General features: G+C 39.5%; 21 protein-coding genes. 13 read left to right on the top strand and 8 right to left on the bottom strand.

Annotation, left to right across the window (positions count from 1 at the left end; genetic code table 11):
* Positions 1–4 precede the first annotated feature (4 nt).
* The 4 genes from B4Z47_RS03405 to B4Z47_RS03390 all read left to right on the top strand — a co-directional run bounded on the left by B4Z47_RS03405 (position 5) and on the right by B4Z47_RS03390 (position 5,562).
* The gene (locus B4Z47_RS03405; RefSeq protein WP_070565667.1) at positions 5–1,516 is read left to right on the top strand and encodes a SusD/RagB family nutrient-binding outer membrane lipoprotein; all 1,512 of its coding nucleotides are present in this window, start codon (positions 5–7) and stop codon (positions 1,514–1,516) included.
* 435 nt (positions 1,517–1,951) lie between these two features.
* Positions 1,952–2,827, top strand: coding sequence for a methylisocitrate lyase (prpB, locus tag B4Z47_RS03400; RefSeq protein WP_115049283.1), 876 nt, complete (start codon positions 1,952–1,954; stop codon positions 2,825–2,827).
* A 10-nt stretch (positions 2,828–2,837) separates the two neighbouring features.
* Positions 2,838–3,989, top strand: coding sequence for a bifunctional 2-methylcitrate synthase/citrate synthase (gene prpC / locus B4Z47_RS03395; protein ID WP_115049627.1), 1,152 nt, complete (start codon positions 2,838–2,840; stop codon positions 3,987–3,989).
* Positions 3,990–4,110: 121 nt separating this feature from the next.
* A complete protein-coding gene (locus B4Z47_RS03390; RefSeq protein ID WP_115049281.1) occupies positions 4,111–5,562 on the top strand; it encodes a bifunctional 2-methylcitrate dehydratase/aconitate hydratase in 1,452 nt (483 codons plus the stop codon).
* Positions 5,563–5,763: 201 nt separating this feature from the next.
* Here the strand turns inward: B4Z47_RS03390 and B4Z47_RS03385 are convergent, their stop codons facing one another.
* Positions 5,764–7,875 (bottom strand): 3-hydroxyacyl-CoA dehydrogenase NAD-binding domain-containing protein, encoded by a 2,112-nt coding sequence (locus tag B4Z47_RS03385; protein WP_115049279.1) that lies wholly within the window; start codon positions 7,873–7,875, stop codon positions 5,764–5,766.
* A 28-nt stretch (positions 7,876–7,903) separates the two neighbouring features.
* Complete coding sequence (locus tag B4Z47_RS03380) at positions 7,904–9,079, bottom strand: acyl-CoA dehydrogenase family protein (RefSeq protein ID WP_115049277.1); 1,176 nt, start codon at positions 9,077–9,079, stop codon at positions 7,904–7,906.
* 318 nt (positions 9,080–9,397) lie between these two features.
* Here B4Z47_RS03380 and B4Z47_RS03375 point away from each other — a divergent pair, with 318 nt between their 5' ends.
* A complete protein-coding gene (locus B4Z47_RS03375) occupies positions 9,398–10,576 on the top strand; it encodes a thiolase family protein (RefSeq protein ID WP_112376231.1) in 1,179 nt (392 codons plus the stop codon).
* A gap of 123 nt (positions 10,577–10,699) precedes the next feature.
* Here the strand turns inward: B4Z47_RS03375 and B4Z47_RS03370 are convergent, their stop codons facing one another.
* On the bottom strand, positions 10,700–10,918 hold the full coding sequence (locus B4Z47_RS03370; RefSeq protein ID WP_046672939.1) for a hypothetical protein: 219 nt from the start codon (positions 10,916–10,918) through the stop codon (positions 10,700–10,702).
* 300 nt (positions 10,919–11,218) lie between these two features.
* On the opposite strand from B4Z47_RS03370, the gene B4Z47_RS03365 reads away from it, so the two are divergent.
* The 3 genes from B4Z47_RS03365 to B4Z47_RS03355 all read left to right on the top strand — a co-directional run bounded on the left by B4Z47_RS03365 (position 11,219) and on the right by B4Z47_RS03355 (position 15,110).
* Positions 11,219–11,953: a histidine kinase gene (locus B4Z47_RS03365; protein WP_070565663.1), complete on the top strand. Its 735-nt coding sequence runs from the start codon at positions 11,219–11,221 to the stop codon at positions 11,951–11,953.
* Complete coding sequence (locus B4Z47_RS03360; RefSeq protein ID WP_201303549.1) at positions 11,943–12,665, top strand: LytR/AlgR family response regulator transcription factor; 723 nt, start codon at positions 11,943–11,945, stop codon at positions 12,663–12,665. The genes B4Z47_RS03365 and B4Z47_RS03360 overlap by 11 nt, the downstream gene beginning before the upstream one ends.
* Before the next feature lie 177 nt (positions 12,666–12,842).
* Entirely contained in the window at positions 12,843–15,110 is a 2,268-nt protein-coding gene (locus tag B4Z47_RS03355) for a cation:proton antiporter (protein WP_115049275.1), read from the top strand.
* A 63-nt stretch (positions 15,111–15,173) separates the two neighbouring features.
* Here the strand turns inward: B4Z47_RS03355 and B4Z47_RS03350 are convergent, their stop codons facing one another.
* Both B4Z47_RS03350 and B4Z47_RS03345 read right to left on the bottom strand, forming a co-directional pair.
* Positions 15,174–16,298: a DEAD/DEAH box helicase gene (locus B4Z47_RS03350; RefSeq protein WP_070565335.1), complete on the bottom strand. Its 1,125-nt coding sequence runs from the start codon at positions 16,296–16,298 to the stop codon at positions 15,174–15,176.
* 187 nt (positions 16,299–16,485) lie between these two features.
* Positions 16,486–16,677, bottom strand: a complete 192-nt coding sequence (locus B4Z47_RS03345) for a cold-shock protein (protein WP_046672944.1) — start codon at positions 16,675–16,677, stop codon at positions 16,486–16,488.
* A 574-nt stretch (positions 16,678–17,251) separates the two neighbouring features.
* On the opposite strand from B4Z47_RS03345, the gene B4Z47_RS03340 reads away from it, so the two are divergent.
* Positions 17,252–18,535, top strand: a complete 1,284-nt coding sequence (locus B4Z47_RS03340) for a Gfo/Idh/MocA family protein (RefSeq protein ID WP_286726811.1) — start codon at positions 17,252–17,254, stop codon at positions 18,533–18,535.
* An 85-nt stretch (positions 18,536–18,620) separates the two neighbouring features.
* Here the strand turns inward: B4Z47_RS03340 and B4Z47_RS03335 are convergent, their stop codons facing one another.
* From B4Z47_RS03335 to B4Z47_RS03325, 3 genes are read right to left on the bottom strand one after another with little or no spacing between them, the layout of a single operon-like run.
* A complete protein-coding gene (locus tag B4Z47_RS03335; RefSeq protein WP_070565331.1) occupies positions 18,621–19,238 on the bottom strand; it encodes an alpha/beta hydrolase in 618 nt (205 codons plus the stop codon).
* 24 nt (positions 19,239–19,262) lie between these two features.
* A complete protein-coding gene (locus B4Z47_RS03330) occupies positions 19,263–19,562 on the bottom strand; it encodes a GNAT family N-acetyltransferase (protein WP_046672947.1) in 300 nt (99 codons plus the stop codon).
* Positions 19,563–19,600: 38 nt separating this feature from the next.
* On the bottom strand, positions 19,601–20,527 hold the full coding sequence (locus B4Z47_RS03325) for a ring-cleaving dioxygenase (protein WP_070565329.1): 927 nt from the start codon (positions 20,525–20,527) through the stop codon (positions 19,601–19,603).
* A 363-nt stretch (positions 20,528–20,890) separates the two neighbouring features.
* Between B4Z47_RS03325 and B4Z47_RS03320 the strand changes: the two genes are divergently transcribed.
* The 4 genes from B4Z47_RS03320 to B4Z47_RS03305 all read left to right on the top strand — a co-directional run bounded on the left by B4Z47_RS03320 (position 20,891) and on the right by B4Z47_RS03305 (position 24,601).
* On the top strand, positions 20,891–21,376 hold the full coding sequence (locus B4Z47_RS03320) for a nuclear transport factor 2 family protein (RefSeq protein WP_070565661.1): 486 nt from the start codon (positions 20,891–20,893) through the stop codon (positions 21,374–21,376).
* A gap of 130 nt (positions 21,377–21,506) precedes the next feature.
* Complete coding sequence (locus B4Z47_RS03315) at positions 21,507–22,331, top strand: glycoside hydrolase family 16 protein (protein ID WP_070565327.1); 825 nt, start codon at positions 21,507–21,509, stop codon at positions 22,329–22,331.
* Positions 22,332–22,475: 144 nt separating this feature from the next.
* Positions 22,476–23,075, top strand: coding sequence for a helix-turn-helix domain-containing protein (locus B4Z47_RS03310; RefSeq protein ID WP_254667692.1), 600 nt, complete (start codon positions 22,476–22,478; stop codon positions 23,073–23,075).
* Between the two features lie 185 nt (positions 23,076–23,260).
* Positions 23,261–24,601, top strand: coding sequence for a DUF5690 family protein (locus B4Z47_RS03305; protein ID WP_286726808.1), 1,341 nt, complete (start codon positions 23,261–23,263; stop codon positions 24,599–24,601).
* The last annotated feature ends 10 nt before the right edge of the window (positions 24,602–24,611 follow it).

Below are 24,611 nucleotides of genomic sequence, written 5' to 3'. Positions count from 1 at the left end.
GATTATGAATACTTTCATTAAAAAATTTAAATATACGCCTTTGTTAGCCGTTCTTTTGGTGACAGGTTGTACCAAAAATTTTGAGAAAATTAATACCGATCCGGATGCTTTAAATGACGTTCCACCACAAAATATGTTGGTCAACGTGATGCGAAATGCCGGAGACCAGTTTGGCGGTGACGTTGATGGTTATGGTACATTTGCTGGATATATTGTTAAAATTCAATATCCGGATAACCTGAGTGGATTGATTCCGACAAATAATACCTATGGCAATCGTTGGGCTGCTTGCTACTATAATATCACCCAAATGAAAGACCTGCTTAAAAAGACAGAAGCCAATGCTGAAGGGTATAAAAATACAAGGGCTATAGCAAGAATTTGGAATAACTACATGTGGTCTTATTTATTGGACGGCTGGGGTGATATTCCATATTCAGAGGCATTTAAAGGACGGCCAGAAGATGGTTCGGTATTGAAAGCCAAATATGATAAACAGGAGGATGTTTTTCCCGCAGTTTTAGCTGATCTCAAATCAATTGCTGATGAATTGGCGGCTGGTATTGGAACGGATGATGTTGGTAACTATGACGTCATCTATGGAGAGGCTAATAGTGGTAGTCCGGATGTAAAAACACAAATGTTAAGGTGGCAAAAGTTTTGTAATTCACTACGCTTGCGGATGGCAATACGCATTTCTTCCGTTGCTCCGGCATTAGCTAAATCTACAATTGAGGAAATTGCTGGAAATAAGACAAAATATCCATTAATTGAGACCAATGCGGAAAGTTGTCAAATGTTTTTCCCTGGAAATCTGCCTTATATGGAACCTTGGTATGAGTCTGGTATTTACGGTAAACGTATCAACAATTGGGGAATGTTTGATATTTTTATCAATCATTTAACGGAAACGAACGACCCTCGGATTGAGTCCATTGCGCAGAAAAATAATGCCGGTAAATATGTTGGGTTTGTTAATGGTTCGTTGACTAATCCTTCCCCTTCAACATCAATTTCATGGATTGGACTCCATTATATCAATAACCCTGCTGGGGCAGTACCTTTTTATAAAGCCTGTGAAACTTATTATATGTTGGCTGAAGCCGCATTATTAGGTTATAATGTTGGAATTACAGCTAAAGCAGCCTATGAAACAGCAGTTAGGCTATCTATGGAAGATAACGAAGTTGCTGAACCAGCTGTGAATGCTTATTTAGCCGGAGCGGGAAAATTTGATGGGTCGAAGGATCGTATCTATTGGGATATGTGGGTCGCTTTATTTAAAGAAAATTTTGAAGCCTGGAGTTTGTATAGAAGGACGGGAATTCCTAGCACCAATTATCCTTCAAAAATTCAAAATTCAGCAACTCCACATACAGACCAACCATTTCGCCTGCCTTATCCGAATAATGAATACCTATATAATACGGATAACGTTACAGCAGCTGCGCAAGGGACTGTGGATTATAACTGGGGAAAACGCTTATGGTGGGCTAAAAATAACGGTAAAAACTAGTTTAAAATGCTTTATTGAGCGGGTATCGAAAGATCCCGCTTTTTTTTTGCTCGTTTTAATGACAATTTTACCCCTTCGGTGCAAGACGTCCTGCCAACCTTTCTGATAAAGCCTCAACATCAAAAGTTGGGGCTTTTTGATTGCTACTGTATCCTCCCTTAGAAAAAATAGTACACGGTTGTTAAGGCCATTTAGCAGACTGAGGGAAAGCTTTAGCCGCTGAAATAATTTATTTATAATTAATAGGGACTATTACCGTATTTTCTTCTGTCATTGACCTTTAATGTAGAAAATAATTTGTTTTATTGCGGTGATAATTAGTATCTTTAAGAGGAAGGGCCTCAAAAGAATTCCTTCAGACTAAGTAAACTTAAGTAGTCGCTGTAACCTGCATCTAAAGGAGGTTATAGGGCATGGAATTTCAAATTCGATATTATGATAAAATCCCCGGGCTTCCTTTTTAAGGAAGCGATCAAGAATGAAAAACCATTACAAATTGTTGGAGCGATCAATGCGAATCATGCTCTTTTGGCTGAACAGGCCGGTTTTAAAGCTATTTATCTTTCTGGAGGTGGTGTTGCAGCAGGTTCTCTTGGGATTCCGGATCTTGGGATTACAACACTTCAGGATGTTTTGATTGATGTGGATCGCATTACAAATGTGTGTAAGCTTCCTTTGCTGGTGGATATTGATACTGGCTTCGGTCCTTCGGCATTCAATGTGGCACGTACAATAAAGTCTTTAATTAAAGTGGGCGCGGCGGCAGTACACATGGAGGATCAGGTGGGAGCTAAGCGTTGTGGGCACCGGCCTGGGAAAGAGCTCGTCTCTCGATCTGAAATGGTTGACCGTCTGAAAGCGGCGGTGGATGCACGCACGGATGAACATTTTGCCATTGGTGCACGTACAGATGCACTGGCTTCCGAAGGCCTTGAGCTTGCTTTGGAAAGGGCAGTGGCTTATAAAGAAGCCGGAGCGGATTTTATTTTTGCCGAGGCGGTGCATCATTTGGAGCAATACGTTCAATTTAGTGCGGCAACAGGTCTTCCGATTTTGGCGAATATCACCGAATTTGGACAAACACCGTTGTTTGGCCTGGATGAACTTCGTCACGCGGATGTTTCTATTGTCCTTTATCCGCTATCTGCCTTCCGTGCAGCTAATAAAGCCGCTACAACTGTTTATCGTCATATTCGGGAAGATGGGGGGCAGCTGAATGTGATCGACGATATGCAGACGAGAGAGGAGTTATACAGAAGTATCGATTATTATGCTTATGAAAATCGATTGGATCAATTGTTTAACAAATAATTATATTCAGATGGAAGAGACAAACGGCGCAGGTTTTAAGCCTAAAAAAAGTGTAGCACTTTCTGGTGTAACAGCTGGTAATACGGCTTTGAGTACTGTCGGAAAAAGTGGTAATGATCTGCATTATAGGGGTTATGATATTTTAGATCTGGCGCATCAGGCAAGTTTTGAAGAGGTTGCTCACTTACTTATTTATGGAAGTCTACCAACACAGGCGCAGCTCGTCACGTATCAAAGTCAGTTGATCAGTCAACGTGGCCTACCTATTACTGTTCAACAAGTCCTTAAGCAGTTGCCATCTACAGCCCATGCCATGGATGTTTTACGGACTTATGTTTCGTTTTTCGGTAGTGTATCGCCAGAAAAGGATAGTCATCCCATTGCTGGTGCACGGGATATTGCAACTCGTCTGATGGCATCGATGGCTTCAGCACTGTTGTACTGGTATCACTTTAGTCAGCATGGACGTGAGGTGCAGGTTGAGACTTCGGACTCCACTTTAGGCGGACATTTTCTACATCTCCTGCACGGAAAGGTCCCATCGCCGTCTTGGGTGAGAGCGATGCAAATTTCACTTAATTTATATGCGGAGCATGAATTCAACGCATCCACATTCACCGCTCGGGTAATTGCAGGAACAGGATCAGATATGTATTCCTGTATAGCAGGGGCAATAGGTGCGCTACGTGGACCTAAGCATGGCGGAGCCAATGAGGTCGCTTTCGAAATTCAGAGTCGTTATGCAAATGCTGATGAGGCGGAAGAGGATATCCGAAGACGATTGGCAAATAAAGAAGTCATTATTGGATTTGGCCATCCGGTGTATACGATCTCGGATCCAAGAAATCAAGTGATAAAACAAGTTGCGAGAGAGCTGTCGGAAGAAGCAGGAGACATGACACTCTACCTGATCGCAGAGCGGTTGGAAAAAGTTATGTGGGAAGAAAAGAAAATGTTTCCGAACCTGGATTGGTACTCCGCCGTGTCCTATCATATTATGGGGATTCCAACGGAGATGTTTACGCCCTTATTTGTTCTCTCACGTATAACAGGCTGGTCAGCGCATGTTTTTGAGCAACGTCAGGATGGAAAAATTATCCGGCCGAGTGCAAACTACATTGGTCCCGATGATAGACCTTTTGTACCTCTTTCCGAACGGTAAATTTGGATTAATGAAAGGTGTTTAAAGTGCTTTTTGAACAGGGGGGAGAGGAAGAATTTAGCGCATAAAAAAAACGAATTATATTAATAAATACAACGATAGTCTTATACGAAATACACGAATGAGTTCAGCAATATCAAATGAAAGACCACAACCGGATCAGGTTTTAGTGGACATTGTGGATTATGTCCTAAATTATAAAATTGAGGAAAAAGTTGCTTGGAATACAGCATTTTACTGTTTTCTCGATACCATCGGCTGCGGCTTGGAAGCATTGACTTATCCTGCCTGTACTAAATTGTTGGGGCCAGTTGTGGCAGGGACCGTTGTACCGAATGGTGCAAGGGTGCCGGGTACAAATTTTCAATTGGATCCCATTCAGGCTGCCTTCAATATCGGCACGATTATTCGATGGCTGGATTTTAATGATACCTGGCTAGCTGCAGAATGGGGCCATCCATCCGATAATTTAGGGGGAATTTTAGCTGTCGCAGATTGGTTGAGCCGAACCAATATTGCGAATGGTCAAAAACCATTGAAAACTAAAGTGGTGCTCGAGGCAATGATTATGGCTCATGAGATACAAGGTGTTTTGGCGCTTGAAAACTCGTTTAATAAAGTGGGTTTGGACCATGTTATTTTGGTTAAGGTAGCTTCAACAGCGGTGGTAGGTAGGCTCCTTGGTCTCACAAGAGAGGAATTGCTCAACGCGGTTTCTTTGGCTTTTGTCGATGGACAAGCTTTACGCACTTATCGGCATGCACCAAATACAGGTAGCCGAAAATCATGGGCAGCCGGAGATGCAACTTCACGTGCTGTTCGACTGGCCATGATCGCAAAAACAGGAGAAATGGGCTATCCATCTGTTTTGACAGCTCCAATCTGGGGATTCTACGATGTATCCTTTAAAGGAAGTGCATTTAAATTTCAACGTGCTTACGGATCATATGTGATGGAGAATATTCTTTTTAAGATTTCTTTTCCCGCTGAGTTCCATGCACAGACTGCAGCCGAAGCAGCAATGTTACTTCATCAGCAATTGAAGGAATTCGGAAAAAGTACTTCGGATATTGCCCGTGTTACCATTCGTACACATGAAGCGGCTATCCGGATTATCGATAAAAAGGGGCCTTTGCACAACCCTGCAGACCGTGATCACTGTATTCAGTATATGGTTGCTGTGCCGCTGATCTTTGGACGTCTGACAGCTGAAGATTATGAAAATCATATCGCTTCTGATCCAAGAATTGATGCACTGCGCGATAAAATTTATTGTATCGAAGATACTCAATTCACCCTTGATTATCACGATCCACAAAAGCGGGCGATATCAAATGCTTTGACCATTGAATTGACTGATGGGACCTTATTGCCTGAGGTAGTTGTCGAATACCCAATAGGTCATCCAAGAAGGAGGGCAGAAGGAATACCTAAGTTAATTGAAAAATACAAAACAAATCTTGCTCGGGTATTTTCTGAAAAACAGCAAAAGGAAATACTTGCAGCTACCTTGGACTACGATACTTTCCTCGAACAGGATGTTTCGCGTCTCATGGATTTGTTTGTGCGCTAATGATATAGCTAGGGCGACTCACCCTATTTGTCGCCCTAGCTTTTGTTTAGTACTTTATAACATCATTACGCAATTATATAGAATATTTAGTTTTAAAGATGTAATCCTTTGTTTGGTAGTTTTTTAACCCTTTAATGGTTATCTGTTAGGGTAGCATTTAATAGGTGCTAGACAACTTCTTCAGTTGAGCACAGGTCGGTTTTAAGACCAGTTTGAGTCGAAACCATTATAAAATCTGAAATCTTTATCTGCCAGCTCTCTTAAAGATGCTGGAATATCCCATTGTTCACCGTAGGGCTGAAATAGTTGACATTCCGAAACGAATAGAGGAAGTGTTGTGAGATCGATGTGACCGAATACCCCCCCTGTATGGCTTGCATAACCAACCCCTAAGATGGAACCAATATCGCCATCGATGGGTTGATGAAGTACACCTTCTGCGAGGCATCGGTAACTATCCAATGCCATAACATGCAATAAACGCTTACGGATAATTGTAGCCGTTATATTTTCCTTTACAGATGCAATTATAGGGTTTTTCCAAATTTTCTTCTTTTTGGTTTCAGTGTCATAATCGTAGAATCCGGCGCCTGATTTTTTTCCTTTTCTTCCTTGATCCACCATACCTTTGAGGTAATTGTATGTGCGCTTTTGGCTGGCATGTAGTTGTGGAAGTTGATCATATACATGGAGCATTAGCTCCAAGGAGATTTCGTCTAATACCGCTAAGGGACCTACGGCAAAACCTGCAGCTATCGCTTCCTCTTCAATAAGAGTTGGAGAGATTCCTTCCAATACCATTGTAATACCCTCCAGTAAATAGTTGAAGAAAATACGCGAGGTGAAAAAACCTGGACCGTCTTGTACGACTATCGGAATTTTATTGAGGCGTAAAGCTGTGGCGAGTGCTTTCTCCAACGTTTTTTGCGCGGTTTGTTTACCACAGATGATTTCGACAAGAGGCATGCGGTCAACAGGAGAAAAGAAATGCATGCCGATAAAACTCTTAGGTTCGGAGCTTGCTTTCGCAAGCTCCGTAATGGGCAATGATGTCGTATTTGTCGCGAAGAACCCATTTTCACTTAAATAGGGTAAGCTTTCTTGTGTGACATTAGCTTTTAGGTGGAAATCTTCAAATACAGCTTCAATAATACAGTCAGATCCATTCAGATCACCGACTTGTTCCGTTGGTTTTATGCGTGCAAGCAATTGTTCCCCTTGGGATGCGGTCATGGCCTCTAAAGCCAGTGATTTTTCACAAACCTGCTTAGCATAAGCTTTGCCGCGTTGGGCTTGGGAAAGTGTAACGTCTTTTAAAGCAACTTCTATTCCTGCCCGGGCCGCCTCATAAGCAATCCCCGAACCCATCATTCCGGCACCCAGAATGCCTATTTTTTTTAGGCTATAATCCTCAAAATGGTTTATACTTTTGGGTGATTTCGCCAATTGGACACCATAATGAAGTGTACGGACCATGCTGAGTGGCTCGGGACGTCTTAATACATGCAGGTACAAGTTTGCTTCCTGCTCGGCGGCCTCAAACGGTGTAGATAATTGTTTTTTTTGTAATAATTCAATAACTGCATTTGTACCGGGGTATAAGCCGCGTGCTTTTTTTTGGATAGCGAGAATTGCTTCAGGCCCCAGTTCGTCCATTTGTTTTGTGTGCTGGTTGGCATCAATGCTGGGAGGATGAAGAATCCAGTTTTTTGCTAAAGATAGGCAATCGTCCGGCTTCTGCGCCAATTCATTGATTAACCCAAGTTGATGTGCTTCTTCACTGCTCACAAGTTTGTTTTGTGTCAGCAGACTTAGGGCATTTTCAGTACCTATCAATGCTGGCAAATAGATCGTTGCACCAAAAGCCGTAAACAAACCATACCTACTTTCCGGAAAACCAAACTGAAGTTTTTCGGAGGCGATACGATAATTAGACCATAGCATAGTCGCTAGGGCAATCGCAGTACAATTGTTAGTGAAAAGAGAGACAATTGGCTTTTTAAACGTTTCCCAACGCAAAACTTTTGATGTAAGCTCGAATAAGTCCGAAGGGCTCGAGCGGCTCGAAGAAAACTGCCTAAATAATTGCGCATACTCAATTTTTTCGTCTTGAATCGGGCAAGTGTATACGACGCCTACCGTATCTTCCCGTTCGAGAATGAACGTAACCAAATCGACAAATTGTGTGAGATAGCCTATCATATCCAACTGCTCTGGAGCTGCTGCCGATAGAGGTTGGATTGTAATGATATGATGATTATCCTGTTCTACACGAAAGAGAGGGTGTGTCCTATAAGATTTATTTTCATCCATTGTATTGGTCCTGATTTTTAAAAGCTTTCTATTGTTTGGACTTTCCGGATTGATAAGTCACATGATCTATTGTCATTTTCGCGATAATTTCGAGCATGATTTCTGAGGTTCCTCCGATAATGGTGCCGACACGGACATCGCGATATAAACGTGCGATTTTATAATCTTCTGTAAAGCCATAACCGCCAAATAATTGGAGACATTGGTTTACGACATTGACGGCGAGCTCACTTGCTTGTAGCTTCGCTATGGAACATTCTTGGACTGCATATTCGTTTTGGTCTTGGAGATCACAACAATGGTAGACAAAGGCTTTCGTGGTAGCAATATTGGCTGCCATTTGTGCGATCCGGTGCCGTATGGTTTGAAATTCCTGGATCTTTTTTCCAAAGGCTTCGCGTTGTGCGATATAATCAAGCGTATACTGAAATGCGGATTCTGCGGTAGCGAGACTATGAACAGCTGCGGTAAGCCTTTCCAACTGAAGTCCATCCATTAAATAGCGAAATCCTTCTCCGGCAATGCCAACAAGGTGAGAAATAGGGACTCGCACATTATTAAAACCTAGTTCGGCAGTGTCTGAGGCGTGCCAACCTAATTTATTGATTTTGCTTGAAGTGACTCCGCTTGCATTTCTGTCAATAATTAACAAGCTTATTCCTTTTGTTCCTTGGTCAGGAGCCGTTTTGACTGCTGTAATGAAAAAATCACCGTAGTAACCGTTGGTAATAAATGTTTTAGATCCGTTGACAATATAAAAATCTCCGTCGCGGACAGCTGTTGTTTTGATCTGCTTTACGTCAGAACCAGCCCCGGGTTCAGTAATAGCAACAGCGCTGATCATATCACCAGCAATAACCGGTTTAAGATAGCGTTCTTTCAGATCTTCTGATCCATATTTCAGTAGGTATGGAGCCGACATAAACTGAATGACAAGCGCGGAAATGGTAAATCCGCCAGAAAAACAACACGATAATTCTTCGCAGAGTATCAAGGAATAATAAAAATCGAGTTCTAGTCCGCCATACACTTCTGGATAATTGAGGCCCATAAATCCCATATCACCCATTTTCTTCCACACTTTCCGGTCGATCTCCCCCTGTTTTTCCCAATCATCGATGTAAGGTGTAATCTCTTTTCGAATAAATGCGCGAAGTGTATCGCGAAAAGTCTGATGTTCAGCTGTAAACCGGATTGTCTGCATAATCGTTTATCTTGCTTCTGGTTATCTTATGTAAGGGGGCCTCTTGAATGCCCGTCCATTAGGATGTTATCTAAACGAATTTAACGAAAAGGCTTGGCTTTTTGCAAATTTTTATTCTTTATTTTTCGTTTAATAGTTTAAGTAGGGAAGTTTTTGGGTTGTTTTTTTTCTATTTATTCTGTTTTTATAAAAAAAATAAAACCGACTTGTTGTGGGGTATCTGTTATATTTTTTATCTTTAAGATGAGGAAGGGCTGTTGCGGATACGCTTAGGATAGGCCTCCTAATTTTAGCAAAACAATTATAAATTTTTATATCATGTCAAAAAGCGTATTTATCGTTGCAGCGAAACGTACACCAATTGGAAGCTTTGGTGGAGCGCTATCGTCAATTTCAGCCACGAAGCTCGCAGCCCGGGTTGTCCGAGCGGTTGTTGATGAAGCTGGAATTGCCAGTGATTTAGTCGACGAGATTATTATGGGGGCTGTTTTGCAAGCTGATTTAGGACAAGCACCGGCTCGACAGGTTGCTCGTTTCGCCGGTTTATCAGATCATACAACTGCAACAACCATCAATAAGGTATGTGCAAGTGGCATGAAAGCCATAGCGGTTGCTGCGCAGAGTATTCTATTGGGAGATGCGGATGTTGTGATTGCAGGGGGGATGGAAAGCATGAGCAGGGTACCTTACTATGCAGATGCTATGCGCTGGGGTGCTAAGTTTGGTGCTCAAAGCCTGAGTGATGGCTTGCAACGCGATGGCTTGAGTGATGCTTATTCAAATGATGCCATGGGAGTCTTCGCGGAACTATGCGCCGAAAAATATCATATTGGTCGTGAAGAACAGGATAATTATGCAATAAGTTCCTATAAAAGAAGTCTCGATGCTTGGCAAAAAAATAAGTTTTTGAGCGAAGTCCAACCTATAACGGTACAGAGTCGAAAAGGAGAGGTGCTTGTTTCGCGGGATGAAGAGTTTTCTCAGGTTAATTTTGACAAGATACCTGAGCTTAAACCCGCTTTCAAAAAAGAGGGGACTGTAACTGCAGCGAACGCATCGACGATAAGTGATGGAGCTGCTGCGGTACTGCTCATGTCTGGTGAAAAATTGGAAGAACTTGGACTTGTCCCCTTAGCCGAGATTATTGCTTATGCTGATGCTGAACAAGTGCCAGAATGGTTTACGACAACGCCTAGTATTGCCACAAATAAAGTATTAAAAAAAGCAGGCCTTACCATTGATGATATTGATTATTTCGAATTTAATGAAGCCTTTTCTGTTGTCGCTTTGGCAAATGCACAAATTTTAGGCTTACCCTTGAACAAAGTAAACGTTTATGGGGGGGCGGTATCTTTGGGGCATCCATTGGGATGTTCGGGAGCTAGAATTGTGGTAACACTTAGTAGTATCTTAAGACAGGAAGGGGGATCATTAGGACTGGCTGCGATATGTAATGGTGGCGGTGGTGCCTCTGCCATGGTTATTAAAAAGATTTGATGCTTCTTCCAGCATAAGAATGCATTAATCTTATGCTGGAAGAAGTTCGGTTTTATTGAATTCGGTTGTTATTAACCATCTAGCTTCCAAGAAACTTATTTTATTTGCTATCAAGTCGTTTGTCTACTCTTCATATAGACGACTTGCTTCGACGCCATGGAGCGCAAGCTCCGATTCGATTTCCGTCGGGTTTAATCGAATTCCTTCTATGGTTAACAGATTGTAAATAGAATCCAAGTCGATTTTCCATTCGTGGATGCCATTCAGTTTTTCAACAGCTTGTTTAATTTTGTCTACAAGACTGGGATGTTGTGCATTAGTTTCGAAAATGAGCTTTTCCATAGTGTTTCATATTAGGCCTGATTAAAAATCAGGCGGGTTTAACCAAAATAGCGTAGACAATCATTTGATCGGCTAATTACAATAGTCTCAATATAAGGATAATAATCTGAAATTAATGTTTCAAAGTGACTAAATTGTAATGAAACTGTTAATTTTTGTAATAAATACATGAGAATTTTACAGTGCTGTATTTTGTTTAGATTGCTCAGATTTCATTTGATCGTTAACGAGTTTGATTATCCAGGTTTTCTGCAACTGGTTTTTCGTTTAGAATGAAATTTTAACTAAGTTTGGGTGAACATGACGACTGAAATCTCGAATATAATCATTCTATTATTGCTGACCATTGTTGCTGTAGTATTGGTTTTGTTTCTATTGTTAAGACAAAAATACCGGAAACTGGAGGTCGAAAATAGACGACAAAAAGATCTTTTTAATCGTATGGACAATCAAAAGATAGCACATTTCCATCGGGCTCAATTAAATCCACATTTGCTTAAAAATTCGTTGAACGGAATACTTTCCCATGCTTATCAAACCTATTATACGATGGACAAATTGGCCATGGTATTGGATTACGTGTTGTATGAAAGTGAAGATGAGCTCGTTTCACCAAAGGCCGAAATTGAATTTGCCCGCAATCTCATTGAGATTAATAAAGTAAAATTAAGCCCTTTATTTGATATCCGCGTAAAATTTGATATTGATGAACTAAATGACGCTATATTGAACACACCTTCTTTTGTTCCTCTGATGTCGGTTGATTTAATTGAAAATGCGTTTAAGCATGCGGACTTTCACGGTCCGGATTCTTTTATCGCAATCATGTTGACCTTTAAGAACGGTTTATTCGAATTAGTTGTAAACAATCGAATATCAAAACGTTCACCATTGCAAAAGTCTAAAAGTGGAATAGGTAGCAAAACTTTGGAAGAGCGTCTCATGTTGTATTATCCAGGTAGACATCATCTGCGCAGATTTGTAGAAAATGATGTTTATACTGCCCACCTTCAAATCAGATTGTATGCCGATTGAAAAAAATTTGAAATGTATTCTTTTGGATGATGAAATACCAAGCTTGAGATTTTTGAAAATGCTATGTGAACAGATTCCTGGCTTGGAGGTGGTGAAAACTTTTAATGATCCAACTGTATTATTGAGTGAATACCGCAAGTTGAGTTTTGATTTTTGTATTCTGGATATTGAAATGCCGGAATTTAACGGATTTGATCTAGCCATAGAGCTAAAAGACTTTCCAATTGTGTTTTCTACCGCATATAAACAATATGCGAGCGAGGCATTTGACATCAACGCAGTAGATTATATGCGTAAACCACTGTCCTTGGAACGTCTTCAACAAGCCATTATGAAGGTTGAGCAGCTAATCAGCAAGCGATCTGAAACTGTCTCATTTGCGCAATTTAATACGAATAAAGGAAAAACAGTATTGTATTTCGAACAGATTAACTATGTTCAAATAGCTGAAGTAGACAGCCGGGATAAAACAGTTTATTTGGCGGATGGTTCATTTATTTTATTGAAAAATATAAGCTTTGATAAGCTGATGGAGATCTTGCCTGAACAGGATTTTATCCGTATCAATAAAAAAGAGATCATTGCAGCCAAGATCGTCAAATTTTTCTCGGCTGATGAAATTACAAGCACTTTGTTGGACGAACAAAATCTACCCCTTGTTTTTAATTTGGGCGAATCGTACAAGAAAATGTTTTTCGAGAAATTCAGTTGATTACAAAATTCTTTTGGTTCATTACATATTTTCTTAGACCTACCTGCTGAAAGGCATTAAAACTGCAACAGAATTATATTTTTGTTGAGAATGTATTTTATCCCCCCTTTATTTAAAGAATATTGGTCGGGACTTAGTATGCTATTGTCATTATATTTATTTTAATTGCCATTGAAGATGAGGAGATATAGGAATACAATTTTCTACGTAGTGTTAGTGGGTACATTACTCGGTGTGATGTATTGGGTGATTCATTTGGGGACACAGCTGGAGGCTCCAGAGCTGCTGCGTGGACAGAAAACAAGTCAAGGTGCCTGGAACGATTTTACATCAACCTTATTCCATAGTCTGCAGCATCCGCTAGCGATATTACTGGCGCAAATCGTGACAATCATTATCGCTGCACGTATCATGGGCTGGATTTGCATAAAGATTAAGCAGCCTGTCGTCATCGGAGAGATGCTCGCCGGTATCATATTGGGGCCATCGTTGCTGGGACTCCATTTTCCCGAATTTTCGCATACACTTTTTCCTGTAGAATCGCTTAGTAACTTGCAGTTTCTGAGCCAAATTGGGCTAATCTTATTTATGTTTATCATTGGCATGGAGCTGGACTTGAATGTGCTGCGAAATAAAGCGCATGATGCTGTTGTCATTTCTCATGCAAGCATTGTGATCCCATTTACGTTGGGAATTTCACTGGCTTATTTTTTATACCTATTCCATCCACCCACAAATGTAGAGTTTCTATCCTACAGCTTGTTTATTGGTATTTCCATGAGTATAACAGCGTTTCCTGTTCTTGCTAGAATTATACAAGAAAGGGGATTGCAAAAAAGTAAGTTAGGTGCAATGGCGATTACCTGCGCCGCTGCAGACGATATTACAGCTTGGTGTATTCTGGCTGTCGTGATAGCAATTGTCAAAGCGGGTGATTTTGCTAGTGCATTATATACCATCGGGCTGGCTGTTGCCTATGTGCTCATCATGATTAAGATCGTTCGTCCATTTTTGATGCGCGTTGGAGAGGTAAAAGGAAGTAAAGAAGCACTAAGTAAGCCTGTTGTTGCTATTTTCTTTATTGTACTGTTATTGTCGGCTTATGCGACCGAAGTAATCGGAATCCATGCACTTTTTGGAGCATTTATGGCCGGAGCTATTATGCCCGAAGGGAGTCGATTCCGGACAGCATTTATCGAAAAAATCGAAGATGTTTCAACCTTGTTACTATTACCTTTATTCTTTGTCTTTACAGGTCTCCGCACGCAGATCGGTCTGCTTAATGACCCTCAGTTATGGATGATTACCATTGGGATTATTTTGGTTGCGGTTATTGGTAAATTTGCAGGTAGTACGTTAGCGGCGCGCTTTGTTGGTCAAAGCTGGAAAGATAGTTTGAGTATTGGTGCCTTAATGAACACGCGGGGGCTAATGGAACTTATCGTCCTCAATATTGGATACGATCTTGGCGTTTTAAGTGCTGAATTATTTTCGATGATGGTTGTAATGGCGTTGGTCACTACTTTTATGACGGGACCATCTTTAGATTTAATCAATTTCCTCTATCGACCTAAGAAAAATTCACTACAGGAAGATTTCCGTGATAAATCAAAATTTAAGATTCTATTGTCTTTTGCGAAAAGTAACACGGGGATTTCACTATTGTATCTGGCTGATGCTTTAACGTTGAAATCAAAAAAGAACGCTGAAATTACGGCATTACATATTGAGCCTGCCAACGAATTACATCATTATGAAGTGGAAATCCAGGAGCTGGATAGTTTCCGTGAAATTAAGCAGGTGGCGATGCAGCTTGAGCAACCGATCCAGACAATTTTTAAAATCTCCAGTGATATTGACAGCGAGATTGTTCAAACTTCCAATGAGCGCAATCAGGACTTATTATTGTTGGGTGTCAGTGAATCAATTTATGAGGGAAGCTTATTGGGGCGTTTTTTAGATTTTACTACCCGGATTGTGAATCCCGAGAAGTTATTCCATACGGTTACAAATGCAGAGTCTCCTTTCATGACTTTCGATCGAAATCAGCAAATCAATGCTAAAGTAAATGCACAGGTAGGTATCTTAATCGATAAAAATTTTCTAAAGGCAAAGCGTGTGGTTGTTCCTGTTGTCTTAAAAAACGATGAATTTCTTGGTGAAATGATACAGCGTCTAATACAGCATTCCGATGCTCAAGTCATTGTGTGGGATCTCAACCAAGTGCTGAAAACCAATGAGAGCTTTAAAGAGAAATTGAGGCAATTGGAACAACTTGTACCAAATCATCTTACAATAACTGAAAAAGAGTTAAACCGTGAGACCTGGCAGGAGCAAGACTTAATGTTGATCAGCCTTCCCAGCTGGAACAAAATTGTCAATAAAAAAGTACATTGGCTTCCTTTCACGCCATCGACACTGTTGATGGCAGATCGCAAACCATAAATAAAACATAAAAGCCCCTAAATCCAATAATTTAGGGGCTTTTACTTGAGGTTTTATAAAGATCTATTTATTGATCTTTTCTATTTTGATTTTTAGTCCGATTAATTTTTCAATATCAGCTAAATATGGTCTTTCTTCTACATCGCAAAAAGAAACGGCTTTTCCTTCCTGTCCAGCTCTTCCTGTTCTTCCGATGCGATGAACGTAGGTTTCCGGTACATTAGGGAGATCATAATTAATCACAAGGGGGAGTTGTTCGATATCAATTCCTCTTGCAGCAATATCGGTAGCGATCAATATTTTAAGATGACTGTCCTTAAATTCACCTAGCGCTTTTTGTCTCGCATTTTGAGATTTATTTCCGTGAATGGCTGCTGCTCTCAAACCATTTTTCGCAAGTAACTTAACGATTTTATCCGCTCCATGTTTTGTTCGGGAGAAGACAATGGTACGCTCATGCTTCAGCTTTTTTAGTATGCTCGTCAATAATTTTATCTTATCCTTCTTTTCAACAAAAAATACAGATTGATTGACTTTCTCGGCCGTTGAGCTTACCGGGGTGACGTCAACTTCAATAGGTTTATGTAATATGCCATGTGCAAATTTACGGATATTGGGTGGCATCGTTGCCGAGAAGAATAATGTTTGTCGTTTTGACGGAACTTTGGCCAGGATCTTTTTGATGTCATGAATAAAGCCCATGTCCAGCATATTGTCCGCCTCGTCCAATATTAAGATTTCGATTTTATCTAGAGAAACTATTTTTTGATTCATTAAATCCAGTAAGCGGCCTGGGGTAGCTACAAGAATATCGACGCCCTTTTTAATTTCTTTAACTTGTTTTTCTTGGCTTACACCACCGAAAATAGTGCAGTAGTTTAGTTTTAGATATTTCCGGTATAAGTTTATATTGTCTCCAATTTGAATGGCTAGTTCACGTGTTGGCGTAAGGATCAAAGCCCTAATCGGAACGAGCTTACCTGAAGTCTTAGTTTCTTCAAGACGTTGTAAAAGCGGAAGTGCAAAAGCGGCGGTTTTGCCTGTTCCCGTTTGTGCACAACCAATAAGATCGTTGCCTTGCAATACAACTGGAATGGCTTTCTGTTGAATTGCAGTGGGGTGTGTGTAGCCTGTTTCTGTTATTGCTTTTAAAAGCGGAGCGATTAAACTGAGTTGTTTAAATTCCATAAATAGTATGTTCGAATTTTGTCTTAAATAAAACCTTTGAGAATCCTTTTTATGCTTTTATTTGAAAACTAAAAGTCTTCAACGGAAAAGTAAAGGATTGCTGAAAAATTGTAAAGGAAGAATAGGAAAAAGAAATGGGATAAGTCATTAAGAATTACCCCATTAACAAGAAAGTGTATTTTTTGGATTACGCCAATTTTACATTTGTAGCGCTGATCCCCTTTGGAGTTCTTTCTACATCATAAGTTACAACGTCGCCTTCAGATACTTGGTTTTTAAGCGCAGAAACGTGTACGAAAACATCTGCACTACCATCCTCTGGTGTAATAAAACCAAAACCTTTAGTTTCATTGAAAAATTTAATTTTACCTGTATTCATTATTTTTAATTAAGTGCGGCAAGGTAGGCATAATAAATGATTAATCTTTTATTTTTTTTAAATGAATTATAAAATGTGTTATGTAACTGAGGCTTTTTTTGAAGAAGATGTTGATTGGAACAGCGCTAGAGGAAGGAAATTATTGAACATAAATGCCTAATAAAACACAATCCCTCCAACCAATGTAACATGATCAATTAATAATTCCATTGTTAATAGTATTATTAATTATTTAGATAAATATTTTTTAAAATGTTTGTTCTTCGTGAAATTAGTATTAACTTCATGCGCCCCTCCCAAGGGCATGTTTTTCATAGGTAGATGTATGGTCGAGTGATTCTAACTCGACCATTTTTTCGTTTTGTCCATAAGGTTCCACAACAATTGTCGATATATATTTTACAATGCTTTTTGCGAGCACCTAAATTCATTTTTGTATTTTCATCGAAGCAATTTGTTTTTAATAATAAAGAACGTAATTCTTGTTAAATGGCATTCATCCAAGCATATGTAGTCTATTCATATTTGATATTTAGATGATATCCGTTAAAAACAAAACTTAAACCAATATCCAATGAATAGAAAAGATTTTATCAAAACGTCTACTGTTTTAGCTGCTTCAACTTTTTTTTTAAATGCGAAAGGTTCAACCTTTTTAGATCAATCCATCCGGGTTGGATTAATTGGTGTAAATGGTATGGGCTGGGCTGATTTGAATGCGTTGTTAAAGAATGATGGCTTGGTTTGTACCGCTCTTTGCGACGTGGATGAAAATATTCTTAAAAAGAGAGCGGAAGAACTTCAAAAAAGAAACATACATGTCGAAACATTTGTAGATTATAAAAAAATGCTCAACAGCCCAATGGTGGATGCGGTCATTATTGCAACTCCGGATCATTGGCATTGCCTGCAAATGATCGATGCCGTAAATGCGGGGAAACACGTCTATGTCGAAAAGCCTATTGGTAACTCTATCCTTGAATGTCAATTAATGGTTCAGGCGGCAAAAAAGAATAAGGCTATTGTGCAAGTTGGACAGTGGCAACGGAGCCAGCAACATTTCCAGGACGCCATTGATTTTGTTCATTCGGGTAAATTAGGTAAAATACGATTGGTGAAAGCTTGGTCTTATCAGGGGTGGAAAAGTGCTATTCCCATTGTACCCGATGAACCGGTTCCCGCAGGTGTGCATTATACGGAATGGCTAGGTCCGGCACAAAAAAGACCATTTAATTCGAATCGATTCCACTTTAATTTCCGCTGGTTTTGGGACTATGCGGGTGGTTTGATGACAGATTGGGGCGTGCATATGTTGGATTATGCTTTACTGGGGATGAAAGTTTCTGATCCAAAATCCATCATGGCCTCAGGAGGTAAGTTCGCATTCCCGGACGATGCTGGCCAAACGCCTGATACCATGACTGCCGTATATGAGTTTGAGGGCTTCAACATCCAATGGGAGCATGCTAAGGGTATTGATCTCGGACCTTATAATCGTAATCATGGTGTCGCATTTATTGGTAACAATGGTACGCTGGTGTTGAATAGATCGGGATGGGAGGTCATTCCAGAAAAAGGAAGGATGGAAGCGGTCTCTATCCAACCTTCTTTAGACAATGGCTTGGATAAACATATGGAAAATTTTGTGGCTGCCATTCGCCAATGTAATCCACAAATACTCCATGCACCAATTGAAGTAGGAGCCCATATTGCCATCTTTTCTCAATTGGGAAATATTGCATTTAGGACAGGACAAAAACTCTATTGGGATAAAGAACAACAGCATTTTACGGATCAGAAAGCGAATAGGTACCTGGCATCAGTTTATCATAATGGCTATAAATACCCTAAAGTCTAATGTGTCGAAAAAATTGGTTGTTGATTAATCATAGTTAATCAACAACCAATGGATCACTCTTACCAATGGATCATTTCTGTCTTTCTTAAAGAACGAATTCGTTTGCAAGATCGATCTCCTCGCGGTTGATGGAGTGGCCTGCGTTTTGATATACCATGAGCTTTACATTGGCATTCATTTGTTCTAAGATGGCTACTGTAGCTTCCACCCGTTCAAGAGGAACATGGAAATCTGGATCGCTAGTGCCTATAAAAATAGGTGTTTGAGCAAAGTCACCCTTGTAATTATCCCTGTTAATTTCTTCACCGATTACTCCGCCAATAATTGCTATAGCACCACCATAGCGTTGACCATGCCGTGTAAGGTATTCTAGTGTTAAACAGGCACCCTGAGAAAAACCAAAAAAATAGATGTTTTCGGTGAGGATTCCATTGGCTAAAGCTAGTTTGACCGTATGATCGATCAGATCAATTGCAGAACTCAACCAGGGTTCGTTCTCTTGTACGGGAGCAATAAAAGAATAGGGGTACCAGCTGTGATTTTCTGCCTGTGGTGCAAGTAACGCAAAATTATCGACATGAAGATAGGATGACATACCAAGGATGTCTTCTGCACTTCCCCCACGACCATGGATCATGACGATGGCTTTTTTTGCCTGTTCCAAACTTTGCCCAGCCGTTTTAATATTGATTGAATGACTCATTTTGTCCCTTCTTTTTATGGTAATTTATACCGTTTTTTTAAACCAAACATCCTGATAAAGCTCTGGATGACGATGAAACTGTGCATTTACATAAGGACATAAAGGAACAATTTTCATGTTGTTTTCACGCGCATGAGATACCAATTTCTCAAGAAGTATTTTGGCAAATCCTCGGCCTTCATAAGCTTCGTCTACCTCTGTATGGTAAACTACTAAATTCCCGTCAATGATAGCGATGCTCATTAAACCTGCTTTGTGATCGTCGGAGAATAATTGGAGCTCCCCACGTTGATTTTTGTCTAATACAATTTCAGTTCTTTCCATAACTTTTTCTTTTGTAAAATGATTTTTATAAACTTTTATTAATCGATTTTTGGCAATGTCTGTTCAATCTGCGAACGATAGCTTTCATATTGTTTTGGCAATTTGAGTGCCGCTCCTAAAGTGGATAAGGGTTCATCTACTGTAAACCCGGGATTGTCTGTCGCGATTTCAAATAAGACACCGCCAGGTTCACGAAAATAGAGTGAGAAAAAGTAATCTCTATTTATTTTTTCTGTGATATTCAGCCCTGCCGAAAGGACCTTTTCGCGATACTCCATCAATACATTATCATCCTTTACCCGGAATGCGATATGATGGTTTGTGCCGGCCGCATTTTTGCCATAGGGCAGATTTTTATCCGCTATTATGTCGACAATGTTTGCTGTTTCAATGCTGTCAGTTGTTAATCTATAGCGGTTCTCATCCTGCTGATGAAACGAATAACCTAAAATATCGGTCAATACGCGTATAGTTGGATCTGCTTCTTTTAATGAAAGCGTGACATTATGGAATCCTTTTAGCGCATGATCTGCATTGACGTCGGTAGTTGTCCATGCCTTTCTAGGGTCGTTAGTTTCAATAAACTGAAGTTGCAATCCATCGGGATCATTAAATGAAATCAGCTTCTCTCCAAAAATCTCATTTTCCTGTAAACTAATCTGATGTTCCGCTAAGCGATTTTTCCAGAAATCCAAACTCCCTTGAGGTACGGCATAGCCAATATGAGTCGCCATTCCCGCTCCCGGAGTACCCTTTCCGATACCTTCCCAAGGGAAAAACGTAAGAATCGTTCCTGGTTCGCCCTGTTCATTACCGAAATAGAAGTGGTAGGTGCTTGGGTCGTCGAAATTAACTGTTTTTTTGACAAGGCGTACGCCCAGTACTTTTGTATAGAAATCGAGATTTCGCTTTGCATTGTCTGCTATCGCCGTAATGTGATGTAGTCCTAATATTTTATTTTCCATAGTTGATAATTTTATTTTCTTAACTGACGTAAAGTTACATCGCGCAATAAGGAATTTTATTGAACTAGATTAATAAAAGCGATAATTGTCATTTTTGTTTTTATAGCAATACTGATTTTCGAAAATATATAAAAAACACCTGAAGTTGGGGACTTCAGGTGTTTAACCTAACCAATTATTAACCTAAATTTATGAAATGTATATTTCTGAATATTATACTATAGGAATAAATCCAATTATCATGCCAATATTTATAAAGTAAAAGACCTCAGATAAAAGCTGTTTATATTGTATAAATTAGGTAAATTGGAGTGTGCTAAGGTGAGGTGTGAATCGATGACTTCAATTAAAATGGATTTAAAGATGAAAAATAGAATAATGGTTAAGGTTATGACTTTCTCTGTTTTATTGCTAACGCTGGGTTGTCAGCAACCTTCGACAGATGAATCCAAAGAAGCTGCGCAAAAACAACTTGACGAAAACAAAGAGAATAAAAGAATCGTTTTAGATTTTTATCAGCAAATGTTTGGTGATAAGGATATTTCTGCAGTTGACAAGTACATTTCTCCTCAGTATATCCAACATAATCCCGCTGTTGCGGATGGGGCAGCAGCGTTTAAGCTCGCTGCGACAAAGTGGTTTGAAGGGCAGCCTAAGACAAAGATTGATGTACAGCATATTGCTTCTGACGGCGACTTGGTCTTCATACACCTAAAAAATAAGAATCCAGATGGTAGCCTTAAATCGACAATCGATATCTTCAGATTGGAAGAAGGTAAAATCGTAGAGCATTGGGACGCGCAGCAAGATGTACCTAAGAACGCGGCAAATGCTCACCCTATGTTTTAAGGACTTTGCGCAATCTCATTTTTTGCGTTTGAATCTTTGTTTCTATTAATTTTTAGCGGAGTTGTCGGTTATGGTAATTTATGTCTAAATTAAGGCCTAAATCATTTTTTGCGAAACCACTATTTTAATTATGAAGAGAGTCCTAAGCCTAAGTTGTTTTTTCTTACTGTTTTCTGCATGTAGTGTTCATTATAGTCCAAAAGAATATCCTTATGTGTATATGCAAAAGAAGGATCGTGAGCTTAAAGAATGGAAGCTGGTATGGGAAGAAAACTTCAATTCCCCAAAGCTAGATAGTAGTAAATGGTCCCGGATTCCAGCAGGGGAAGCCGATTGGAATCGGCATATGAGCATGGATGACGCCTGTTTTGGATGGGAAAATGGTGAGTTAATTCTCAAAGGAATAAAAAATACAGACAAAAATAGCGATTCAAGACCATTTTTGACAGGCGGGATATGGAGCAAGGGGAAGTTTGCTTTTCAGTACGGACGCATAGAAATCAGAGCCAAGCTAGGAAGTGCAAAAGGAGCATGGCCTGCCATGTGGATGCTGGCAGAGTTGGACAAGTATGGGAAATATCCTAGAAATGGTGAAATCGATATTATGGAGCATCTTAATTTTGACAATATCATATACCAGACCACGCATTCCTATTATACGTTGGATCTGGGGCAAAAGGAGAATCCGAAACATTTTGGTACCGCTTCGGTCAACACTGACGCGTATAATATATATGGTATAAGCTGGTATCCCGACCGTATCGTATTTCAGTTAAATGGTGTTGACACCTTTACTTACCCAAGAGTTGATGGTGTAGATCCCTCTCAGTGGCCTTATGATCAACCCTTTTATCTTTTGATTGACCAACAGTTGGGCGGAAGCTGGGTTGGTGAAGTGAATCAAGACAAGCTACCCGTTGAGATGCGTGTTGACTGGGTTAAAGTTTACCAATAGTACTCACCAATGCTGAGCAAAATGAATGATGAAAAAAAATCTACTGTTATTGAACCTTAGTTTTCTGAGAACAGTAAAATATCATAATTTTATAGGTGACCTATGATTAAGTGATAAAAACTTAATATACACGACCTCATAAAAATGTTTACTTTTGGCCAAGTTATGGAAGATAATACGATATTCAAGATTAGCAATAAAATTAAGGAAATTCGAAAAGAAAAAGGAATTACCATACAGGAAGTTGCCGATAGAGCGGGTGTAAGCAAGGGGCTTATTTCGCAGATTGAAAATAACAGAACAATACCCTCCTTACTCGTATTGATTAATATCATCAATGCACTGAATATTGATCTTAACGAGTTTTTTAAAGATTTTAATTCTGAATTGGATTCAGGCCCTGTGGTCGTTCGGAAAAAAGATACGTATAGTCCGTTTGAAAAAGAGTCGGCGATAGGTTTTCATTATAAACGGATTTTTACAACTGCGATGGATAGTTCGACCATGGATATTGTTCTTTTGGAGTTGCTTCCAGATGCAGAACGCCCCATGGTGGAGACCGAAGCCTATGAATATAAATATATCATTAGCGGACAGGTGGAGTATATCTTCAATGATCAAAAAATTAGCTTAGCGGAGGGCGATTCGATTTTCTTTAATGGACGACTATCACATACACCGCGCAATGTTGGAAATGGAAAGGCCGTCATGCTAATTGTATACTTTTTTGAAAATAAGAAATAGATAATAACACGTTAAGTATTAGAGCATCATTGAATCATTCAATGATGCTTTTTTTATTCTATACTTTTCGTATTACAAATGGACAATTATATTTGTTTATAAATACTTAACAAAAAGTTTAGTCTTGTGTTAATTTCCAAAATTTACTTTTGATTGCGGACGATGAGGTCTGTTAACAAGTTTAGATGATGGAGTTAAACCAACGAATAAAACGACGCATAAATAGACTGGATGAGAAATCTGTGGCTATTGTTCTGGCTGTTACAGCATTTTTATGTTATACGAGTATGTATTCATTTAGAAAGTCATTTACGGCATCTGCCTTTGCAAATGATACTATTTTTGGTGTCGATTATAAAGTCTGTATGGTGGTCATTCAAATGCTGGGCTATTTGTTGTCAAAGTTCTATGGCATTAAATTTATTTCTGAAAGTAAACAACGTAATAGAGGACGGTATTTAATCGCATTGATTTGTATTTCATGGATAGGGCTTTTGGCATTTGCACTTTGTCCAAGGCCTTGGAATGTTGTCTTTCTTTTTATCAATGGTTTTCCATTGGGAATGGTTTGGGGATTGGTATTTAGTTATTTAGAAGGAAGGCGTTTTACAGAGATTATGGGGGCAGTAATGTCCGTGAGTCTGATTTTTGCTTCTGGACTGATAAAAACTGTTGGACGGTGGTTGATGTCTTCTTTTCATATTAATGAATTTTGGATGCCATTTTTGACGGGTTTACTTTTTTTTCTACCCTTTATTTTGTGCGTATGGATACTTGAAAATGCCCCAGAACCTACAACGGAGGATAAGAAGCTACGGACAGAACGCGTTGCAATGAACAGTCAAATGCGAAAACACTTTTTTAAAACCTTTAATCCCGGGATTGTATTGACTATTATCGTGTACACGATGCTTACTATTTTACGTGACGTGCGGGATAACTTTGAGGTAGAAATCTGGCAGATGTTACATGTAAAAGGAGCGGGTATTTTTGCAAAAGTTGATGGGACTATTTCCTTAATTGTATTGCTGTTGGTGAGTTGTCTTATCATGGTTAAAAACAATCTTAAAGCGTTTAAGTTGATTCACTATATGATCATTATGGGGTTCCTTACTGCAGGTATTTCTACCTATTTGTTTACGAGGCAATGGATTGATGGTTTAAGTTGGATGTTGCTTGTCGGTTTGGGGTTATATATGGCATACATTCCTTATAACGCTATATTTTTTGAAAGAATGATCGCTACATATCGTATGAAAAGTAATATTGGTTTTGTGATGTATATGGCTGATTCAATCGGCTATTTGGGTAGTTTTCTGATATTGGTGAACAAAGAGTTTATGCCAAATTCTGTTACCTGGGGAAATTACTTTATTCAATTGGTTTTTTCGGCGTCTATTATCGGAGCGATTTTGGGCATCTTCTCCCTACTTTATTTTATTCGAAAAAAAGAACAGATGAAAGAAAGCGACGATGAGTTGTTGGCTCCTTGGCATGCGACAAAAGGAGAAGTACAAATTAGTTAACTATACTTTT

The sequence above is a fragment of the Sphingobacterium sp. UBA2610 genome (assembly GCF_002339225.1).
Classification (GTDB): domain Bacteria; phylum Bacteroidota; class Bacteroidia; order Sphingobacteriales; family Sphingobacteriaceae; genus Sphingobacterium; species Sphingobacterium multivorum.
This window is presented reverse-complemented; position numbering and strand designations above follow the sequence as displayed.